Annotated in this window: 19 protein-coding genes and 3 pseudogenes; 16 read left to right on the plus strand and 6 right to left on the minus strand. The window is 60.6% G+C overall.

From position 1 onward, the window contains the following. Positions 1–226: pseudogene (locus FV242_RS26625) on the minus strand (sugar transferase); the annotation flags it as partial. A 1242-nt stretch (positions 227–1468) separates the two neighbouring features. On the opposite strand from FV242_RS26625, the gene FV242_RS26630 reads away from it, so the two are divergent. From FV242_RS26630 to FV242_RS26675, 11 genes are all read left to right on the plus strand, one after another. Further along, positions 1469–1915 carry a transposase gene (locus FV242_RS26630; RefSeq protein ID WP_246692894.1) on the plus strand — a complete coding sequence of 149 codons (447 nt, stop codon included), beginning with the start codon at positions 1469–1471 and terminating at the stop codon, positions 1913–1915. Positions 1916–2190: 275 nt separating this feature from the next. After that, complete coding sequence (locus FV242_RS26635; protein WP_147941019.1) at positions 2191–2448, plus strand: twin-arginine translocase TatA/TatE family subunit; 258 nt, start codon at positions 2191–2193, stop codon at positions 2446–2448. 50 nt (positions 2449–2498) lie between these two features. Then, the gene (tatB, locus tag FV242_RS26640) at positions 2499–3044 is read left to right on the plus strand and encodes a Sec-independent protein translocase protein TatB (RefSeq protein ID WP_147941020.1); all 546 of its coding nucleotides are present in this window, start codon (positions 2499–2501) and stop codon (positions 3042–3044) included. Continuing rightward, on the plus strand, positions 3041–3841 hold the full coding sequence (gene tatC, locus FV242_RS26645; RefSeq protein ID WP_147941021.1) for a twin-arginine translocase subunit TatC: 801 nt from the start codon (positions 3041–3043) through the stop codon (positions 3839–3841). The genes tatB and tatC overlap by 4 nt, the downstream gene beginning before the upstream one ends. Positions 3842–4104: 263 nt before the next feature. Next, a complete protein-coding gene (locus FV242_RS35810) occupies positions 4105–4257 on the plus strand; it encodes a hypothetical protein (protein ID WP_246692891.1) in 153 nt (50 codons plus the stop codon). A gap of 18 nt (positions 4258–4275) precedes the next feature. Next, positions 4276–4647, plus strand: coding sequence for a hypothetical protein (locus FV242_RS35815; protein WP_246692892.1), 372 nt, complete (start codon positions 4276–4278; stop codon positions 4645–4647). Positions 4648–4651: 4 nt separating this feature from the next. Beyond that, positions 4652–5839: a hypothetical protein gene (locus tag FV242_RS26655; RefSeq protein WP_147941022.1), complete on the plus strand. Its 1188-nt coding sequence runs from the start codon at positions 4652–4654 to the stop codon at positions 5837–5839. Positions 5840–5932: 93 nt separating this feature from the next. Then, positions 5933–6169: an AlpA family transcriptional regulator gene (locus FV242_RS26660; protein ID WP_147941023.1), complete on the plus strand. Its 237-nt coding sequence runs from the start codon at positions 5933–5935 to the stop codon at positions 6167–6169. 118 nt (positions 6170–6287) lie between these two features. After that, positions 6288–7172: a hypothetical protein gene (locus tag FV242_RS26665; protein WP_147941024.1), complete on the plus strand. Its 885-nt coding sequence runs from the start codon at positions 6288–6290 to the stop codon at positions 7170–7172. Positions 7173–7410: 238 nt separating this feature from the next. Further along, entirely contained in the window at positions 7411–8229 is an 819-nt protein-coding gene (locus FV242_RS26670; protein WP_147941025.1) for a hypothetical protein, read from the plus strand. 86 nt (positions 8230–8315) lie between these two features. Then, complete coding sequence (locus FV242_RS26675; protein ID WP_147941026.1) at positions 8316–8588, plus strand: hypothetical protein; 273 nt, start codon at positions 8316–8318, stop codon at positions 8586–8588. Positions 8589–8864: 276 nt separating this feature from the next. Here the strand turns inward: FV242_RS26675 and FV242_RS26680 are convergent, their stop codons facing one another. Beyond that, entirely contained in the window at positions 8865–9143 is a 279-nt protein-coding gene (locus tag FV242_RS26680) for a hypothetical protein (protein WP_210248962.1), read from the minus strand. A 276-nt stretch (positions 9144–9419) separates the two neighbouring features. Here FV242_RS26680 and FV242_RS26685 point away from each other — a divergent pair, with 276 nt between their 5' ends. Then, positions 9420–9818 carry a hypothetical protein gene (locus FV242_RS26685; protein ID WP_147941028.1) on the plus strand — a complete coding sequence of 133 codons (399 nt, stop codon included), beginning with the start codon at positions 9420–9422 and terminating at the stop codon, positions 9816–9818. A 394-nt stretch (positions 9819–10212) separates the two neighbouring features. Here FV242_RS26685 and FV242_RS26690 read toward each other — a convergent pair whose 3' ends face one another. Both FV242_RS26690 and FV242_RS26695 read right to left on the minus strand, forming a co-directional pair. Then, positions 10213–11250, minus strand: coding sequence for a hypothetical protein (locus FV242_RS26690; protein ID WP_147941029.1), 1038 nt, complete (start codon positions 11248–11250; stop codon positions 10213–10215). A gap of 105 nt (positions 11251–11355) precedes the next feature. Further along, on the minus strand, positions 11356–11808 hold the full coding sequence (locus FV242_RS26695; RefSeq protein WP_147941030.1) for a hypothetical protein: 453 nt from the start codon (positions 11806–11808) through the stop codon (positions 11356–11358). A 271-nt stretch (positions 11809–12079) separates the two neighbouring features. Here FV242_RS26695 and FV242_RS26700 point away from each other — a divergent pair. The 4 genes and pseudogenes from FV242_RS26700 to FV242_RS35820 all read left to right on the plus strand — a co-directional run. Continuing rightward, a pseudogene (locus FV242_RS26700) lies at positions 12080–12757 on the plus strand (SDR family NAD(P)-dependent oxidoreductase); the annotation flags it as partial. Continuing rightward, complete coding sequence (locus FV242_RS26705; protein WP_147941031.1) at positions 12754–14364, plus strand: alpha-amylase family glycosyl hydrolase; 1611 nt, start codon at positions 12754–12756, stop codon at positions 14362–14364. The pseudogene FV242_RS26700 and the gene FV242_RS26705, both read left to right, overlap by 4 nt. A gap of 1136 nt (positions 14365–15500) precedes the next feature. Further along, on the plus strand, positions 15501–16337 hold the full coding sequence (locus FV242_RS26710; protein WP_147941032.1) for a hypothetical protein: 837 nt from the start codon (positions 15501–15503) through the stop codon (positions 16335–16337). 850 nt (positions 16338–17187) lie between these two features. Beyond that, positions 17188–17379 carry a hypothetical protein gene (locus FV242_RS35820; protein ID WP_246692893.1) on the plus strand — a complete coding sequence of 64 codons (192 nt, stop codon included), beginning with the start codon at positions 17188–17190 and terminating at the stop codon, positions 17377–17379. Positions 17380–17705: 326 nt separating this feature from the next. Here FV242_RS35820 and FV242_RS26720 read toward each other — a convergent pair whose 3' ends face one another. Then, positions 17706–17960 carry a hypothetical protein gene (locus FV242_RS26720; RefSeq protein WP_147941033.1) on the minus strand — a complete coding sequence of 85 codons (255 nt, stop codon included), beginning with the start codon at positions 17958–17960 and terminating at the stop codon, positions 17706–17708. Positions 17961–18169: 209 nt separating this feature from the next. Continuing rightward, a pseudogene (locus tag FV242_RS26725) lies at positions 18170–18292 on the minus strand (IS5/IS1182 family transposase); the annotation flags it as partial.

Consider the following 18292-nt stretch of genomic DNA (forward strand, 5'->3'; position numbering starts at 1 on the left):
GGCGGAAGATCGGCGCTTTGCGGTCGCCGGCCCAGACCAGCACCGCGATCAGCAGCATCAACGGCAGCAGCAGGAACAAGGCAGTCGCCGCCACGCCGATATCGAGCCCGCGCTTGGCCGCCCAGTCGAGCCGAAGCCCCCGGGCCACGAATGGCACCTTCGGCAGCATCGCCTTCACCACCGCCTCGCTCATCTGCCCGGATAGAGGCTCGGCGACTTCGGTCATCTGGATCCTATGGGGCCGCGCGGAGGCGGCGGTTTTGGTCCGGGCGTCAACATGACCCTGCATGGTCTCAGTTCCTCATCGGAGGCCAGGGACAGAGGGCTAATGAGAGGTTATTAGGCGGTCACTAGCGAGCTATGACTGCCATGGCAAGCTGAAAATGCAATATTTCCAGGTCATAAAATAGGTTATTATTGGCAGCTATGCGGAAGCTTAGCTATAAAACGGATCGAGAAGCCGCAAACAAGTGGCTCCGTAGTTTTTACTGAAGCTGCTGCTCTGTTTTAAAAAATCAGAAGACGATCAAATAGTTAGCAACGCCAATTTTATGCGCCGAACTCATCGTCCACGGGCTCGTAGAAACGATTTTAATCAACGCATCTAGCCGCGCCGAAATATATCCCGGGCGGCTGTATCAATTTAAAGTACTGCAACGGAGAGCCGTTGCGGCAAAAATCAGCGAATGGGCAGATACACCTATACATAAACGGCCGGCGAACACGACTGTTAGAATTCGGGCTCCACGCCGATTCCATACCCCGTTTGAGCACCCCTACGGCACAGGGCCGACGGAAGTTTCAGCCGAAAGACAGCAGGGTCGAAAATAATGCGGCCGGCTCCTCGCCCGGGCACGGCCTGCGTCTGACCGGGAAAGGCTCACCTAACAGTGGACCGGACTAACCGGTTCTGCGTCTCAATTTTTTGGCGACTATATTGTCGATAGGTCATAGTGCCACGCACCTCATGAACGGAGCATATGTTGCCGCACAATTTATGGCTAAGCTGAAACCGCAGCGAAGCCCCCGCCGTATCACCCCGGGACAGCGTATTGCGCAGGCAACTATGACAAAGCCGCATTATCTCGTTCGGCGCGGTCGTGCCGGCAGGTTCAACTTCACGCTTTTGACGAGCACCGGCCGCCTCACAGGGTCTGTCACCGTCTCAATGGATGGTCGCTCCGATAGCGAACTTACGCGGCAAGCCACAGATCAAATCCGCGCGCTCGCAGAGGACTTCGCCCGCGCTCAAGATACAGATGACTCATCTCCTGACAGTGGTTTAGCCGAACCATACGAGCGTCGTGCCTGAAGCCTATTTTAAACCCTTTGCCGGCCATCCCCACCTGTCCCGTGTGCAAGCATCGATATCGCCTGGCAGGGCGGGATCGAGAGCAGATGAGGACGGACCGGCATCAGACGCTTCACGCGGCTGAAGCATGTCGTCGCGCAAACGGGCTTGGACGAGGTGGCCCGCGTCTTGGAGCGGTTCGATCCACCGGGCAGTCCGGCTGCGAAGCCGGCGCGTCAAGTGCTGGCGAGGATTGCCTGGCACCTACGGATGGGTGGCGCGTGGCGGATGCTGCCAGCAGGCGTTCCGTCCTGGCGCACGGTCTATGGCTGGTTCCGGCGCTGGAGCGAGAAGGAACTGTTCGAAGCCCTGATGCGGGCTCTGGCCCGCCGCCAGCGCTGCCATGGCGGACGGCATTCTACGCCGCGGCTGGCGATCATTGATACGCAGAGCATCACGTGCAACGGGATGCGCGGACCGTGTGCTACGACGGTGCCAAAAAACTGGTCGGCCGCAATGGTCCGACAGGCCCACCGAGAGGGCGTGACGCTGATTGATGCCGAAGGCGACGTCCTGGCGCTCGCCAGTCTCATCGCCGCCAACGCTCTCAACAATCTCGCTTGAGATCAGCTTTTAAACAGGCCGTAAGAACCGGCAGGTCGACAGCATCCTACGTAGCGACGAAACCCTGTGGCTGACGTGATCCTGCAGACCGACAACCATACACATCGGTTTTGAGGCTGTAGCTGGCTTGAGCGATGGCCTTGGCGATCTGGCAGGCTTGAATCGCCGCGGTCCAAAGTAGCGATTAGGTCAATCAGCGCTCAGCCTCTAAGGTCTTTTTGTCGACACACGAGACGGCGCCACTCAGCGTTCGGGCTGCGGCGCGGGAGGTTACCATGGGCAGCATGAGTATCTGGCACTGGATCATCGTCGCCGGCATCGTGATGCTGCTGTTTGGTCGCGGCAAGATCTCGGACCTGATGGGCGACGTCGCAAAGGGCATGAAAGCCTTTAAGAAGGGAATGGCCGAGGACGAGGTATCGACCAGCACCGCCGTACCGCCGCCGAGCTCCGGAGAGCCAACGCGCGCGCTTCCTCACCAGGGTGAGCCAACCGCGGCCAACACGGTAACAGCCAACCGCAAGGTCGTTTGACCGGCTAAGCAAAATTGAGGTGCTGCAGCCGCTCAAAGGACCGTCATACCATGTTGGACATGAGTTGGAGCGAGGTGATGCTGATTGGCGGCGTCGCGCTCATCGTCATCGGTCCGAAGGATCTGCCGAAGGCCCTGCGTACGGTCGGCCAGATCACCCGCAAGATGCGCCGCATGGCCGGCGAGTTTCAGTCGCAGTTCAACGAAGCGATCCGCGAGGCGGAGTTCGACGAGATCCGTCGCGAGGTGGACGGAGTCAAGCGTTCGACGCGTACGATGGGGTCGACCTTCAACCCCGTGCAGATCATCCGCGACGATCTGAAGGGCGCCGTCGATGGCCGGGTCGTGACGAGGACCACCCCCTCGCCGACTCAGGGCCTTGCTAACGTCGCCGACCAGCTGGCCGAGCGGGAGACCACCATCCCCGCGCCGCCCCAGCCTGCCCCAATAGGGTCGCCGCCGGCCTCTCCATCGGACCCCGCATCGGACTTGTCTCAGACCGACACCTCGAGCATCGATCCGCTTGCTGTCCCGGTTTCTGTCGAAGGACCTCATACCGAAACGTCAGCTAAACCCGAGCTTCAGTCCGGCCGATGATCAATGAGACCGATGAAGCCGAGATCGAAGCCTCGCGGACTCCGCTCCTTGAGCATCTCATCGAACTGCGGTCACGGCTCATCAAATCGCTGGCGGCGTTCGTGGTGATGTTCTTTGGGTGCTTTTTCTTCTCGCGGCACATCTACAACGTTCTCCTGCACCCCTACGTCTCGGTTGTGGGGGTCGAGAACGCCAACCTGATCGCGACGCACTTCCTCGAGCAAGTGTTCACCAACATCAAGCTCAGCGTGTTCGGCGCCGGGTTCCTGGCCTTCCCGGTCATAGCCACGCAGATCTACGCCTTCGTGGCTCCGGGTCTCTATCGCAACGAGCGCCAGGCCTTCCTGCCGTATTTCATCGCCACACCGATATTCTTCACCCTCGGCGCGCTGGTGGTGTTCTTCCTGGCGATGCCGCTGCTGATCAAATTTTCGGTTTCGCTCCAACAAATCGGCCAACCCGGCGAGGCGACAATCGCACTCCTGCCGAAGGTGGACGAGTACCTCTCGCTCATCATGACGCTGATCTTCGCCTTCGGCATAGCTTTCCAGCTGCCGGTGATCCTGACCCTGCTGGGCCAGATCGGCGTGATCGACACGGCCTTCCTCCGCGAGAAGCGCCGCTACGCCATCGTCCTGGTCTTCGTGGCCGCCGCCGTATTGACGCCGCCGGACGTGATCTCGCAGCTCTCGCTCGCGATCCCCATGCTGCTGCTCTACGAAGTTTCGATCTTCTCGGTGACCCGCGTCGAGCGCCGCCGGGCCGCCAAATGCAAGACTGAGGGGCTCGACCCGTAGGGCAAGCCATCAAAGTTCAGACGACCATGTCAGCAGTTGAAAGGTGCTGTTCGGCAGGGAGGTAAGACGTTAGACACTGATATGCGCGAAAAACGGTCGGACACTTTTGGGGAATTCGGACCGCCGTGAGCTGGGCATGGGGTACTGGCCCCGCCTAAACGGCCTTCCCGCCCTGACGCCGCCAAGTGAACCCGGTCGAGGGTGCGGCGACAGGTATACCGAAGCAGGGCGAACGCGATGAGGATCACGCGGCGCTACCCTAAGTGGACGTGCCGGGCTTCATCGGTCAGCTACGTGGATCGGAAGCGGGAGAGGGTGCGTGGCTGGCCTTCGAATTCCTCGTCCTGACCGCGGCGCGCACGGGCGAAGTGCTGGGCGCCCGCTGGGATGAGATCAACGTGACGGAGCGCCTGTAGACGGTGCCAGCTGGGCGTATGAAGGCCAAACGTGAGCACCGCGTGCCGCTAGGCGAACGAAGCCTCCTGATCCTCGACCGTGCGCGCGAGTCTGCCGCCGGCAGCACCTTGGTGTTCCCTGGTCGCTCAGGTGAGAAGCCACTGTCGAACATGGTGTTCCTGATGCTGCTGCGGCGCTTGGGGCTATCCATCACCGCCCACGGCTTTCGCTCCTCATTCCGCGATTGGGCAGCGGAACGAACGAGCCTGCCACGGGAGGTCGCCGAAATGGCGCTGGCTCACACGGTCGAGAACCGGGTGGAGGCGGCCTACGCGCGGAGCGATCTACTGGAACGCCGCCGCGAGTTGATGGATCAGTGGGCCCGGTTCGTGTGTCCGTCCGAAGTGTAGTATCTTGCCGACGATGACCCGCAGCTTACCGAAACGCTATGGCCCGGTCTGGGAACTTGTGGCGGAGGAGACCGCCGGTGGGCTGACTGTTTCGACGTTCGCCAAGCGAACGCTTCGATACGATGTGGTCGCCTCAAAGGACAGGTTCTACCAACACGCTTGGAGCGACTTCCATCTGCCCCAAGTTTGCGGTATCCTCTGCCATCAAAATTCATCATTCAAAGGTCATAAGTATGTTTTGACAGCTGCTCTGTGCAGCTGGGCACTTGATCCAGGAAGACGGCAAACAGCAGGAGGCGAAGAAGAGCAATCAGAGGGTTATAAAGGTACGACACGCAAGCACGCTATTGCGCTGGCGGTGGCGGAACTACTTTCGAACGCCGAAAGGAGATCAGTAAAAAATGCGCTCCACGGCAGGTTCATCGCAAACCGTTACGCCCGCATAACGTCAGTATCCCCCACTTTCTTCACGGAGCTGTACTATCCAATAGGCGGCCTACGGACGATCATGCGTTCGCCGACCCGTGCGTGGTTGCGAAAGAAATTCAGCCGGTACCGCCAAAGCATCTATCTCAGTATCACCCTGGCCGCCGTGGAACACTGCCATTTTCAGGCCATAAATGCCGGCAGGACGCTTGAGAGGACAAGTCTGAGCAAGTCCGCGACGCTGGTGGGGATTGTTTTGGCTGCCTCGCGAAATCAGAACGCGCCACTAGCAGAAAAGGTCGATACCTATCACTACAGATACGTTGCTAAAAGTCTGCCATTTCTGTACGCGGCACAGTCCATCGATTTACCTGATGGTCGCAGCCTACTCGATGCTATGATGGACGGCGACTGGAAGATTGTAAACGACGACGCAATCGCGGCTCGCTGGTTTGGGAGAGCATTGTATTGGGTGCAAACTGTGATCGCACCACAGCGTCGAAGCGCGGATGACGAACTTGTTGCGAACTCCCTTGCTGGAGTTATTCCGGAGTCATTTGATCCTCCGGCTTATGTGTCAGATTACAGAGGTCTTGTTGAATACATCCATACTAAGGGCAAGCTATTAGAGTTCAACAAGCGCGAGGATGAATTCTGGGCTGCAAATGGCATGACGCGCCCGCAGTTGACGAGCAAGGCTGTCGGATGGCCCTCTCCAGCTGTCAAGGGGTCCGCCAGTCAGCGGACCGGGTCCACAGCGGAGTAGACCCGGTCCACATAACTCCGGACCGTCTGCCGGCTCGCTGAAAAACGTCGGACTCTCTGGATGACCACGCGATGTGGTCGTCAGGAGACAGTCATGAACGCCAACGACAACATTCCCCCGGGCGGTACGCCGCCGACCGCGCCCGCGACGCTGCCGGCGACCGGACTCGTGCGCCTCTCGCGCGTGCTCGAGCTCATCCCGATCAGCCGCTCCTCTTTCTACGCCGGCCAGGCCAAGGGCCTCTACCCGCGCCCGGTGGCCATCGGCACCCGCGCCCGCGCCTACCGCGTCGAGGACATCCGCACCCTCCTCGAGAAGGGCGTAGCCTAATCAGCATGGCAGCGCGGGAGTGTAGATTTCGCCTTCCCGCACCGCCAGTCTTACAGTTTTTTGTGTAACGCAATAAATAAAACTACGGAGCATCACTTTGACCCGACTATTCAGCGACATGAACGAAGCCTTCGAACGGATGCGGAGCAATCCCGTCGCCTTCACGAAGAATATCTCCGGTGCAATCGGCAAGGCCGAGCGCGGGGCGCACCGCCAAAGACATCAGGCCGTCGCCCTGTGCGCCGGCATCGCCCGCGAGGTCCGCGAGAACTTCTCGATGTTCGAGGAGCTGCGTGAGGCGTCGTGCCTCCGGGACAACAAGAAGGTTCAGAAGGCCACCGAGGACAACTTCAAGAAGTACGTGCCCTTCGTCGTTGCGGCCTGCTCGTTCGTCGGCACGGAGGCGACCGAGAACCGGATCCGCGTGTACGGCTACGCCACGAGCTACTTCGTCAGGAAGAAAATCTCTGTGCCGGACATCGCCGACAAGATCGCGGAGATGGACGGCATCGATGGCGTCTACAAGCGGATGAAGGCGGCCAAACGTAAGCTGCGGGAGCTACTCGCTGAGGACGAGGCCAACACCTCGGGGCGTCTCGACGAGGAAGACACCGAGGAGAACGAGGCGGAGAATGGGGAAGAACTCGACGACCAGGACAACGATCAGGACGAGTCGGACGACGACGACCAGGACGACGATGAGCTGGAAGAGGCCCCCTCCCCGCGCGGTACTCGGCCTAAGGCACGCGCCAAGAGCCTAACCGTCAAGTATATCCTGGCCAACTGCCTCCTGGTTTGGATGCCCGGGAAGAAGCTGGATCCGTACCGGAATGGTCCGTTCTCCGACGATGAACACCGCGGCCTGAAGATCGTGTACGGCGGCAAGGGACCGAAGGGTCTCAAGAAGTGGGAATTCGTCTCCGAACTCGAGCTCGAAGACTCCGACGCGCCCGACGAAGACAACGACAACGCCGCCGACGACGAGGAAGAAGACGCCGCCTGACAGGGTCTGAGCGGTCACGGGGTCGGGCGGTACCATGCCGCCCGGCCTCTTTTTTGTTCGAGAGATGTAGATCAGACTAGAAGGATGAGCTTTCGCTCATCGTACGACACGCATCGCGTGCCCAAATCGCTTGTATATACGAGTAATGCGAGCGTGTATATACGAGTAATGCGAGCGTGATGTACGACATAGCCACTCAGTAAAGTGTAGCCATATCCACATTGACTTGGTGATAGCCATGATACCGCGCTCGGCATTTGCTCGCTTTTCCGTGCGTGAGCACGCCCAAGCCACTCGCCTCATTGAGGGACTACGTGGCTACCATCAGCAGACTTATGCCCGGCCCGAACGGGAGGTGCGCCGCCTCGGGCGCCGATGGGCCGGCGAGCTCGGCACTCAGAACCCCTACGCCCGCGAACGCTGGATGCGCGCCCTCGGAGCCGGGCTGTGTCGTGAGGTCGGCGCCCGTGCGCCGGACTGGGCCCCGCAGGTGCCCGTCTTCTTCGTCACCCTCATCGACAAGACACAGATCGTCTACCCTGCGGGGTGCACGCGGGGCTACCGGCCGAACCCGAGGATCGTGGACATCCGCCGGTACTACCGGCGGGCTCTGCGGGGTCTGGACTACCTGGGAATGCTCGATCCCGCCCTCTACGTGTCGGCACAGCGGGTTCAGGGCGTGTCCCGCTTCCTCCTGTGGCATGCCCACGCCCTCGTCTGGAACACCTCCGAGGCCGAGCTCGATGCCTGGGCCGAGGGGGTCCGCCCGACGATGAGCGCCTACCTGCCCTATGCCAGTGCTGTGAAATGCAGCGAGATCGTCCCCGAGGACCTGCGGCAGATGATCTGGTACATGAACAAGACGCCCCGCAAGCAGTATCAGCTGTGGAAGCGTCAGAGCGAGTCGTTCAAGCAGTACAAACGCGACATCAATGGCGTCAACTCGGTGCGGCTCTACGCCGAGATGCGAGGCGTCGCGTTGCCGGAACTCGCGCTCGCTGGCGGCGCCGGTCGGCCCATCCTGCGTCAGACAATTAAAGTCGCTTCAAGCTGGTAATGGCATATCCAGGTCTGACTCAAGGCCAAATTGCGAACCGGTAAATACTCTGCGCTGGCACTTCCGCCGGCGCCGGAGATCACAAGATGAAACTGAAGTATAAGGGCTCGCTATCGGGCCTGCAAAACGCTACCCTCGACTGCGGTGTGTTCGGGGATTGGTCCTGGAACGAACGCGAACGCTTGCATCGGTTCCGTTCGACCGAGGGCGAGATCATGCACTGGTGGCCGAGCACCGGGACCGTCTTGTTTCAGGGGCGGCCGGGTCCGCTGCAGCGCCGCCTGACCACGGTCTTTACACGCTTGGTCGCGAATGACGATGGCGTGCACCTCGTGCGTTCGCGAGCGATCATCAGCTAAAAGCCAGAGGCCGGGCGGGGAACATCTCCTCCCGGCTTTTTTTATAGCGAAACCACTCCCGCCGCGGCATCCGCCAACCTCCGGGTTACCAACATCGGCGAGATATCAGCCGTCGCACGGGGCTTGGCTGGACGCGGGATCCCTGGTCGTAGGCATTCGACTGTCGAACCTCATCGCCTCGTCCTGCAAATTGCTTAGCAAGCCGCATGATGGTCAGTATTCTCGACCCAGGTAGTTGCGTGTCGGCGTCAAAGTGCGTGCTGCTCGGGCCAGCCTCTACAACGCGGCGGCGAGTGCCTGCATCGCTCCCTCGGCCAGCGCAGCTATCGGCGCCGGGTCGAGGCTGTCCATGCCGCGGATCTGCGACAGCACGCCCGACAGCGTCACGCGGCGATCCTTCCCGTCGTCGCCCCACGCCGGACTCACGTTGAGGCCGTCGCTCCCAACGGTGCTGTCCTCGTCGTCCGGCAGATAGAAGGCCAGCGTCGCCTCCTGCTCACCCTCGACGAGCGCCAGCTGTGTGAATAGGCTGTCGCGGCTAGGCACGGCGAACACCCCGCACACCGCCCTTTGTCGCCCAGACCTCGGCTACCGACGGATCGGCGCACTCGGTGTCAATCTCCTCCCGGAACGCGCGGTGCCTGTCGTAGTCCAGCAGCCGCGCCCCTGGCAGGTACGCCCGCACCGCCTCGCCCCACGCCGCCCAAAGCGCCCTCGGCAAGGTAGTGTACTCGCGTGATCTTTTCCTCTCCCCTCAATGCGCGGAACAGTCCAATGTCTTGCAGCTGCCGGCATAGCCCCCCTCCGACGCTGGCACGTTCCGCGTTCGGGATGCTGCGTGAATCCAGCGTCGACCGTAGTGCATGGCCGGCCCAGTCTCGGGAGGTATTGGTTTTGGCCGCCGTTCCTATGAATTCCGATCCGCGTCTCACCGTCATCCTTTCGGAGATCTCCGGGCATCCCTGCGGCGCGAGTCTATACGCCTACGATGGAGGGATCCTGATTGCTCCGGAGAACGGCTCACCGGCCAGGATGATGACGCTGTCCCAGGTCGTCGAAACGGCCGCCTTTCTGCTTTCGGTGTGGACCGGCATGGCTGGTGAAGGATCTGAAGTTGAATTCTTTGACCCCGATTATACAGGCTCAATCCGTTTTGAGGTCTTACTGCACGATGAAAATTTATCTATTAAAATTTGCGAATTTGAGCCGCACAACGAGCTTACTATCTAAGTTGATACCAAGGGGTTCGCTTTCGCTATGGCCAACTGTGTCAATTACCTCTCCCCCCGGTACCACTTGCTTTCCCTCACCGATGATGACCTTAAGGTACGCGCAAAACGTCGGATGGCGGCTCACGACTAGCGCCGCCCTCGTTATCGCGTTCAGCGATGCGCTTGATTGCCGGGTTCGCTGTCGGCGGCGGGTGAGGGCGGCCCGAATTGAGCGGCGGAAGGCAGTGATGATCTGGCCGCTGCAGCGCCTCGAGTCCGAAGTTCCGACGACGGGGCCCGCCCGAGGAACGCGATGTGTCTCGGCAACGAGGGTGCTCGGTGTGCGGATGAGATATAGCGGTGCCCGGATCTGTGCGGCGAACATTCTGTGGGTGGCAAAAGGCTCGTCTCGGTCAGGCCGATGCCCCGGATCGGCCGTCCGGATCGTAGTATTGTCGTACGAGTTCGCTTAAGTCCGACGGCGGTCGCCCATAGCTCACGATGGAAACGTCGAGATCGCGGTCACCGACCAGCCGCAGTGCTTGTAGCATGGCCGCGTCGATCCATGCGTCCGCGTTGCCGAAGGCGCCCCCGCCGAGCCGCGTCAGCAGCACGCGATCCGAGGCTACCCGCGCCGCGTTCAGCACGCCGGCCAGCAGGGTGCCCTCGTAGGCCGCCTCCAGCACGAGGCGGGCGAACGGTGCCCAGGTCGCCGCTGGCAGGCGCGTGTAGGCCACCGGCAACGCCGAGCAGAAGATCTGGCTGACGAGCGGACGCGGCGCTGGTCCGTCGGTGACCTCAACGTCCCGGTGCAGACCGAGCCGCAGCCTGCCGCGCAGATCGTCGAGAGTGTCCTCGTCGGCCGCGCTTAGGAACTCGGCAATGGCATCCAGGCTCGCCCGTGCCGGCAGCGCGTAGCCGTTTCGCATCGCCCAGAGGGCCGCCCGTTCGGTGCCGAGCCGCTGCGCGAGCGCATTCCCAAGGTCGGCAAGTCCGTCGAGTTGGCGCTCCGTCGTCTGGCCGATCTCGCCGGCCACCGGCACGAGGTAGTTGCGGTAGATCGTGGCCGCGCCCGCGGCCATGGCGCAGGCTGGCCCCTGAGTCCGGTCATGCGCGTAGCCGGTGACGCCCTGCTCTGGGGTGACGTCGGGTCCGACCATCTCCAGCATGTTGAACTGCGAGGCGACCTGGAACAGTGCACCGCGGTTGTCCGGCGTCCGGTGCAGCGCGCGCACGTCACCATCGACGATGGAGAGCCTTGACGTACCCTGACGCTGCACCCTCGCCGCGGCGGCGCGCAACTCGGCGACGGACGGCAGCGTCAGCGTCCCAACGGCGAAGGTTTCGCCTGTGCCCTCGTGAACGAGGCAGCCGTCGATCACGCGCAATCGGGCCCGCGTCTCCCCGTAGCCCGTCTCGCCGAACCCAGTCAGCCGCTCGAACCAGTCCATATCCCCCCCCCTAGTCAGGCATCTATCGCCCGCCTCGCTGTTTCGTGTTCTGTCTTTACCAATGGGCTATGGAGCTATCCCTGCGGCTCACCCCACCAAGTAAGTTCAACGTAGCGCCTTTGCTGGCTTCCACATCGCCGCCATGCGGGCGATGCAGGTCTCTGGCAAAAGCCCCTCCCCGTTTTTCTCGTATCCGGCGTGCCGCATGACTTCGGCGACGAGAGATCCCGCGTTCATCGTCCCCTGCCCCGTGCGTCCATATCTGCCGCCCATGATTTCCTGCAGAATCGGATCGACACCCGCCAGGGCCGGGTGTCCGCTCCTGACCGCGTCCAGCGCCGCTTGCCGAGCTCGGGCAGACCAGACGATCTCCTGCATCTCGCGATAGATCGGATCGTCGAGGGACATCCCGCCGCTGCTCAGCGGCAGATCAAGCGAGTCGATGAGGGCGACGGTCGCGCGACCGATTTCGCTGTCGAGCTTTGCTGCGCGGCTCCGCACCGTCATGCGCCCTTCAGGTGTCATCGCACGTATCTGTGCTTCCGTCGGCACTCTCATGTGTTCTCCACGTACCGAGTTCGATCACGGTAGCTCGCATGGCGACGCTGGCTCATGGAGCCAGCTCATCGAGCAGGGAGCCGACAGCCTCATAAGATTTTTTCTCCCATTAGTCGGCCCCTCTTGTCAGCTGGCTCCAATCCAGATCGGGCGCGAAAGCAGAACGGGGACGAAAACGATGCACTGTGCCGGTCGAATTGCGCTGATCACCGGGGGTGACAGCGGCGTCAGGGCGGCGACTGCGGCCGCGCTCGCATAGGAAGGGGCTGATGTCGCGCTCACCTACCTGCACGATGCCGACGGTGCCGCCGCGACGGTCGGTGCCGTCGAGGCCGTTGGTCGCCGCGCGGTCGCCTTGTGCTCAGATGCAACGGATCCGGTGGCGGTCGCCATCGCATTTGCCCAGGTCGAGGCCGAACTCGGGCCGCCTGATGTGCTCGTCAACAAAGCCGGTCTCGGCCAGGGTGGCACGCCGCTCGCTGAAATGAGCGACGAGGCCTGGGATGCGGTGATCCGCACCGGCCTCACCGCACCGTTCTACATGGCCCGCGCGTTCGTGCGCTTGCGCCGCCGGTGCGGCGGGCGCATCGTCAACGTCACGTCCGTGCACGAGAGCGTGCCCTGTCCGGGCGCCATCGCCTACGGCGCGGCAAAGGGCGGTCTGCGGATGCTCACCGGCACCTTGGCGCTGGAGGTCGCGCCGGATCGCATCACCGTGAACTGCGTGGCGCCCGGGCTGACCGACACGCCGATGACGGCGTCGCAGATCTACGGCGAACCGCCTGAGTAGGAAAAGGAACTGGCCATGATCCTCCTTGGGCGCCCGGCATGGCTGCGCGTGATCGGGCGGCTCATCGTCTATCTCTTGAGTTCCGAGGCCGACTACGTCACCGGCCAGAGTTTCGTCATCGACGGCGGTTTAAGCGTCAACATTGGGCAGGGCGCATGAGCTACAGCATCGCCGAGAGCCACGATGTAGACCGGCGTGCCGCCGAACCGCTGCGCCCATGGTGGCAGGACGCGGTCGTGTACCAAGTCTACATCCGCTCGTTCCAGGACAGCGATGGCGATGGCGTCGGCGACCTCGACGGCGTCATCGCCCATCTGGACCACCTCGTCTGGCTCGGCGTCGACGCGGTATGGCTGTCGCCGTTCCACCCCTCACCGATGCTGGACGGCGGCTACGACGTCAGCGCCTTCCTGGACGTCGACCCGCGCTTCGGCACGCTCCAGACCTTCGACCGGCTCATCGCCGAGGCTCACGGGCGCAGGCTGAAAGTCATTCTCGACTACGTGCCCAATCACACGTCCGACCGGCACTCCTGGTTTCAGGACAGCCGTGCCTCGACCGACAATCCGAAGCGCGACTGGTACGTGTGGCGCGATGGCCGAGATGAAGGCCCGCCGAACGACTGGCGCTCCATGCTGGGTCAGCCGGCCTGGACGCGAGACGCGGCCACCGGGCAATTCTACTACCACGCCTTTCTCCCGCAGCAGCCGGACCTCAACTGGCGCAATCCCGAGGTTCGCGAGGCTATGCATGCGGTGCTGCGCTTCTGGCTGGACCGCGGCGTCGACGGTTTCCGAGTCGACGCCGTGGCCCACCTTGTCGAGGATGATCTCCTGCGCGACGACGTCCCGGGCGACCTCGCCGGTGAGGGGCTACCGGTGCAGGCCGGCATGCGCCACGCCTTCACATCGGACCGTCCCGAGACCCACGTCTGCGTGGCGGAGTGGCGCCGCCTCACCGACGGGTACGAAGGCCGGGTGCTGATCGGCGAGGCCCACCTGCCGACCGAGCGGGTGATGCGGTACTACGGCCTCGACGCCCCGGCTTTCCACCTGCCGTTCAACTTCGTTCTGCTGAGCACGGCCTGGGACGCGCGGGCGCTCGCGGCGGCCGTCGACCAGTACCACAACCTTCTGCCACCCGGCGCCTGGCCGAACTGGGTCCTGGGCAACCACGATGAGCAACGCGTCGCGAGCCGAATCGGGCCGGCGCAGGCGCGCGTCGCGGCGATGCTAGTCCTCACCGTCGGCGGGACGCCGTTCATCTACAACGGGGATGAGCTCGGCCTAGAGGACGCGCAGGCACGCGCCGAGGCGGTGCGGCACCCGGACGTGAGCCGGGACCGCGACCCGCAGCGGTCGCCGATGCCGTGGGACGCCGGTCGCCACGCGGGCTTCACCACGGGTGAGCCGTGGCTGCCGCTCGGATCAAATAACGCGGCCCGGAATGTGGCAGCCCAGGTTCGCGATCCGGCCTCGATGCTGGATCTGTATCGGCAGCTCATCGCGCTGCGCCGCGAGGAGCCGGCATTGGCACACGGGGCGTACGAACCGTTGGCCGGTTCGAATATGGTCCTGGCCTACATACGAGCGCTGGGCGGGGTGAAATTTGCTGTGGCGCTGAACATTGACGGCAAGGCAGCGACCATGTTGCTACCCGGCACCGGCAGCATCCTGATCTCGACATACCTCGACCGGGCAGCCGAGGTCTGCGCCATGACGCTGGCCCTACGACCAAACGAAGGCATCGTACTCCGATTACTTTAGAGATTTGACGCCCACTACGAAGCGCAAGTTCGCCGTTGGATCTACCTTTATTATCTCGGTAGCCTTTAGCTAAAGCTGCCAGACGTGTTGCAAAATAATCCTTAAGAAACAACGGTGCTGAGTTGATGGTTACGAACGTCCGAAACGTTGCAGACTATGATAAAATGACCAGTGTGTGGTTGGTTTATTTCGTTCGACTGACCATTCCTCGTGAACATTGCATCGGTATATGGCTTGACCATAACTATATTTTTCTGTGTTACCATCTGCGCCAAATCAATTAAGAAACTCATCCATCAAGTCAAAATCACGCAACAATTATATCGTCGACACACATTGTAGCACATCAACTGAAAGCTAAAGGTCAAGCTTATCGCCCGCGGCAGAAAGCTGGCCGATGATGCTCTGTCGTATATTCTTTCGAACTAATTTTTGTTATGGGGCCATTATGTGATATGTGCAGATATCGTATCTGGATTATCGATAGAGGGGCAAAATGTCGGTTTTGATTAGAAGCTTAGCGGTTTTTGTGTTGGGCGGCCTTGTTTCTGGCTGTCTCAGCCACCAATCTGGCCAACCAACTTCTCTTGCTTCGTTGCACCCGGTGGCAGCCCATTCATCCGCAGGGGCATTAGCCAGAGCTCCACGGACTAACGTGTCTCCAAACTCTTCCGCCGCGACATGGCAGATGCCTTGGCAGATTACCCCTATCGCTTACGGCAGCGCCAAGCACAGGGAGCGGATCGCGGAAGCTGTGGTGCCTGGAACGGGCCGTGTCCGGGGTACTCCGATGGTACTACAGTCAATCGGCCGACCTCTAGTGAGTGCGGAAGGCAAAAATCGCACCGTTGCTTCATGTCGAAATAAAGTGGCTCAAGAAGCCCGAAAATTTGGGGCAAAAGAAGTCGAGGTCGTGTCTGCAGGACCTGAAAGCTTCAGGAATGGTGTTTTTTCTGGTCCTGTTCGCGTAAGAATTACTTATGCATACAGAGGCAAGTACGAAGTGCGTCAGAGTATATTGACATGCGTTTCGTCGCCAGCAGGCAACATCGTCGATGCTTATGTCGCAAAAAACAATCGAGCCAATACGTGATCACCGACGATTGCATCAGTAATTAACGCAGGCGCTGAACTTAATGAAAACAATTATCAGTCTATTCGGCATTGCTCTGATCGTAGGAACGATTTGGCTTGCTAGCGAGTACATCGATAGCCTCAATCAACAGCTCGCCACTGAAACCCGCCTGAACAAAGAACAACAAATCAATGCTCAATCTCGAATTAGAGAACTTGTGATCGAGAAAGATAATTTGACCGCAGAGAAAAATCGGATCTCGAGCGAGTACAAAGATCATGTGACGACGCTTGAGCACTCGCTCTCGGAGGCGCGAAATAATAAAGATATGGAAAGTAAAAAGGCCGGCGATTTAGCACAAAAGCTAGCCGCCATCGAATCGTCTAGGGAACAAATTAAAAATTTCCAGGGCCAATCAGGCAATACAGCTGCGCAGTCGGCGGTCGACCATGGAGATGCTGAGGTCGTTCGACAGTTGGCAAGTTTGCAGCAAAAATTTGATTTTCTGGATCGAAGACTTACCCAAAAGAACGAAGAGATCGCCGATCTTAGCAGCAATGCCGCGACGTTAGATAGCATTAGAATAGACGCAGAAAAGATAAGAGAGTTGAACATGAAGCTGGCAAGTTTACCTTCGTTTGCCAACGAGATATTGCCTCCAATTCAAAACGCTACGCCGAATGGAGACAGCTCGTCTAAAATATCGGCCGAAGTTAATCGTGGGTTAGTATCAGATCCCAAATCAAGACATAATGTTCGAAATGTCATGCCATTCTCAAGATCGAAAACGAAGCTATCTAACAAGGCCGCTCTGATGAATGTTCGACAAATGAGATCTAATATAGCGCGTTCTCAAGCCTTCAGTCTTCCGTCAGAGCTTCGACCTCTTGGCTTTTGATGAGGTTTTTAACGGCACATTTGCATCTGGACAGTACGTTCTATGATCGGACGCTTACCCACCATCTAAGCAAATTGAGACGAAGTTGAGCTGGCGGTCAGTTCATCGCTTGCGGGTGGGTGAAAGTATGCCGGTGAACGCCGCGGGTGTCAGTGGGCAACCGGAACGGCTGTGGCGGTGCTGCAACTTGTAGCCACCCGTATGAGTAAAGTTCCCGGTGATAATTATCCGACCATGGCAAGTCAGGTAGCGTTTCGGTATCATCGTATAGAGCGTATGTGCCTGAGCTAGGCTGACAGTACGCCATACACCGTCAGCCTTCACCTCACGCGTCTGATGTTTCGTTATCGGCGTGGCGTCTGAGTTGTTCCGCTGATCGTCAGACACGAATTTCTTCCGCATACAGTCCACTAGCCCGCGGGAGGTCTGGAAGTTCGGCATGATCATAGTAGCCGACCTCGTGTGCCATCGCATCCAAAGCGGCAATTGGATCGGTCTCCGAACCTGTCCAGCGAATCGTGTCGGTTGCGCCCTGACGAACCTAAAACACCTTCACCACCCATGGCAGCACTTCGCGCGCCAGCTATAGCACTGGTACTCTGCACATTATCTGTAAGACGAGTGTCCGCACAACCGGATACGACCGGCACGGGAGGCGGTCCGCTCTCGGCCGAGGGGGCGTCGAATACGAAAGTTGTTGGACAGACCAAACCGCCGAGCCGCAACGCGAGCCCGACGTCGATGAAGCTCATCGAGCGCCTGACACCGCGTCACGCCGTCGACGAAGCGATCAGCGCCAAAAATTTGCGTTGGGTGTGGAGTTGACGTTAGCGCCACAGGCTCGCTTCCCGTGACAGCCTCAACGGTCGGCGCGCCGGAGAAGCGCGACATCCAGCTCGAGGAGCTTCGGACCGCGCTCGCGCCCCGACAGCAATTGGAACTGGACACGTTCGCCTTGGCGTCCGCGCATCGCGAGCAAGTGAAGTCAGCGGCCGAGAAGACCGATGTCGTCTGGCAGTCGTGGGTCGTGTCGGTGTGCTAAGGCTGCGGGGATCAAAGGCCGGCCAAAGCCCTCAAGCTGGAGGATTGGCCGAACAGAGATGTTCCAATGATCACTGGCTCGGTCGACCGCAATCTGCCGCTCGGAAAGGCGCGTTCTACTGAGGCCAAACGAGCCGAGATCCCGTGTCAGGGTAGCCTTGAGGCAGACCTCTCGCCGGGGAACCTCGCGTCGATCAAGGGCATGTCACGGGAGTAACGAGACCGGCTTTCCCTTCATCCGCTACTGCCGGCGCCATAGGTCGGCCCGCCTTCACACTACGTCCCTGAACAGAATGCGGACCGCGGCGCCCCCAATCGCTCATCAACTCAAGTCCGTGAGAAGGGGCCGTCCATGGGCTCGACGGTCTCTCGATCACCCAGAACCCGACGGCCCGAAGCAATGACCTGGATCGCCTCCCGGCTGCCGCATTCGCGGCGGGCCAAAGCTTCCAATTCACGTAGGTAGGCGATCACCGGCTCACGAGTGCGCTGCTTTTGCCGCAGCGCGGGCTCGACCATGGCGGTGACGTGCTCGGCGACCGTGTCCCAGAACTCCGGCGGTTGTGCTGTGCTTGTCGACATCCGTGCAGCTCCACCGGAAAAAGCGGTCCCGTCGACGTTGAATCGGGGGGGATGATCGCGGGCGACGGGACCGGCCGGAAAACTTCCGGCTCGGGCATTATATCGGTGAACGGCGGCGTCCGGAACCACCCGGGTCGGACCGCAAAGCCCGTAGCGTCGCGCGGGGCGCAGCGCTGCGTGGTCACTGCTCACAATCCAGCTTAGAGCGTCTAACAGAACCGTCTGCATTGGTTGAGTGTGACGAGGGCGCAGGCGAGGGTCGTGAAGGCGAGATGGATGTCCGCGCGGCGTTCGTAGCGGATGGCCAAGCGTCGGAATCGCGCCAGCCACGC

The organism is Methylobacterium sp. WL64 (assembly GCF_008039945.1).
Classification (GTDB): Bacteria; Pseudomonadota; Alphaproteobacteria; order Rhizobiales; family Beijerinckiaceae; genus Methylobacterium.

Coding starts and splice junctions, on each gene's coding strand:
- FV242_RS26635 (WP_147941019.1), top strand. CDS start 2,191: ATGGGCAGCATGAGTATCTGGCACTGGATCATCGTCGCCGGCATCGTG.
- tatB (WP_147941020.1), top strand. CDS start 2,499: ATGTTGGACATGAGTTGGAGCGAGGTGATGCTGATTGGCGGCGTCGCG.
- tatC (WP_147941021.1), top strand. CDS start 3,041: ATGATCAATGAGACCGATGAAGCCGAGATCGAAGCCTCGCGGACTCCG.
- FV242_RS35815 (WP_246692892.1), top strand. CDS start 4,276: ATGAAGGCCAAACGTGAGCACCGCGTGCCGCTAGGCGAACGAAGCCTC.
- FV242_RS26660 (WP_147941023.1), top strand. CDS start 5,933: ATGAACGCCAACGACAACATTCCCCCGGGCGGTACGCCGCCGACCGCG.
- FV242_RS26665 (WP_147941024.1), top strand. CDS start 6,288: ATGAACGAAGCCTTCGAACGGATGCGGAGCAATCCCGTCGCCTTCACG.
- FV242_RS26670 (WP_147941025.1), top strand. CDS start 7,411: ATGATACCGCGCTCGGCATTTGCTCGCTTTTCCGTGCGTGAGCACGCC.
- FV242_RS26675 (WP_147941026.1), top strand. CDS start 8,316: ATGAAACTGAAGTATAAGGGCTCGCTATCGGGCCTGCAAAACGCTACC.
- FV242_RS26685 (WP_147941028.1), top strand. CDS start 9,420: ATGCTGCGTGAATCCAGCGTCGACCGTAGTGCATGGCCGGCCCAGTCT.
- FV242_RS26690 (WP_147941029.1), bottom strand. CDS start 11,250: ATGGACTGGTTCGAGCGGCTGACTGGGTTCGGCGAGACGGGCTACGGG.
- FV242_RS26695 (WP_147941030.1), bottom strand. CDS start 11,808: ATGAGAGTGCCGACGGAAGCACAGATACGTGCGATGACACCTGAAGGG.
- FV242_RS26705 (WP_147941031.1), top strand. CDS start 12,754: ATGAGCTACAGCATCGCCGAGAGCCACGATGTAGACCGGCGTGCCGCC.
- FV242_RS26710 (WP_147941032.1), top strand. CDS start 15,501: ATGAAAACAATTATCAGTCTATTCGGCATTGCTCTGATCGTAGGAACG.
- FV242_RS26720 (WP_147941033.1), bottom strand. CDS start 17,960: ATGTCGACAAGCACAGCACAACCGCCGGAGTTCTGGGACACGGTCGCC.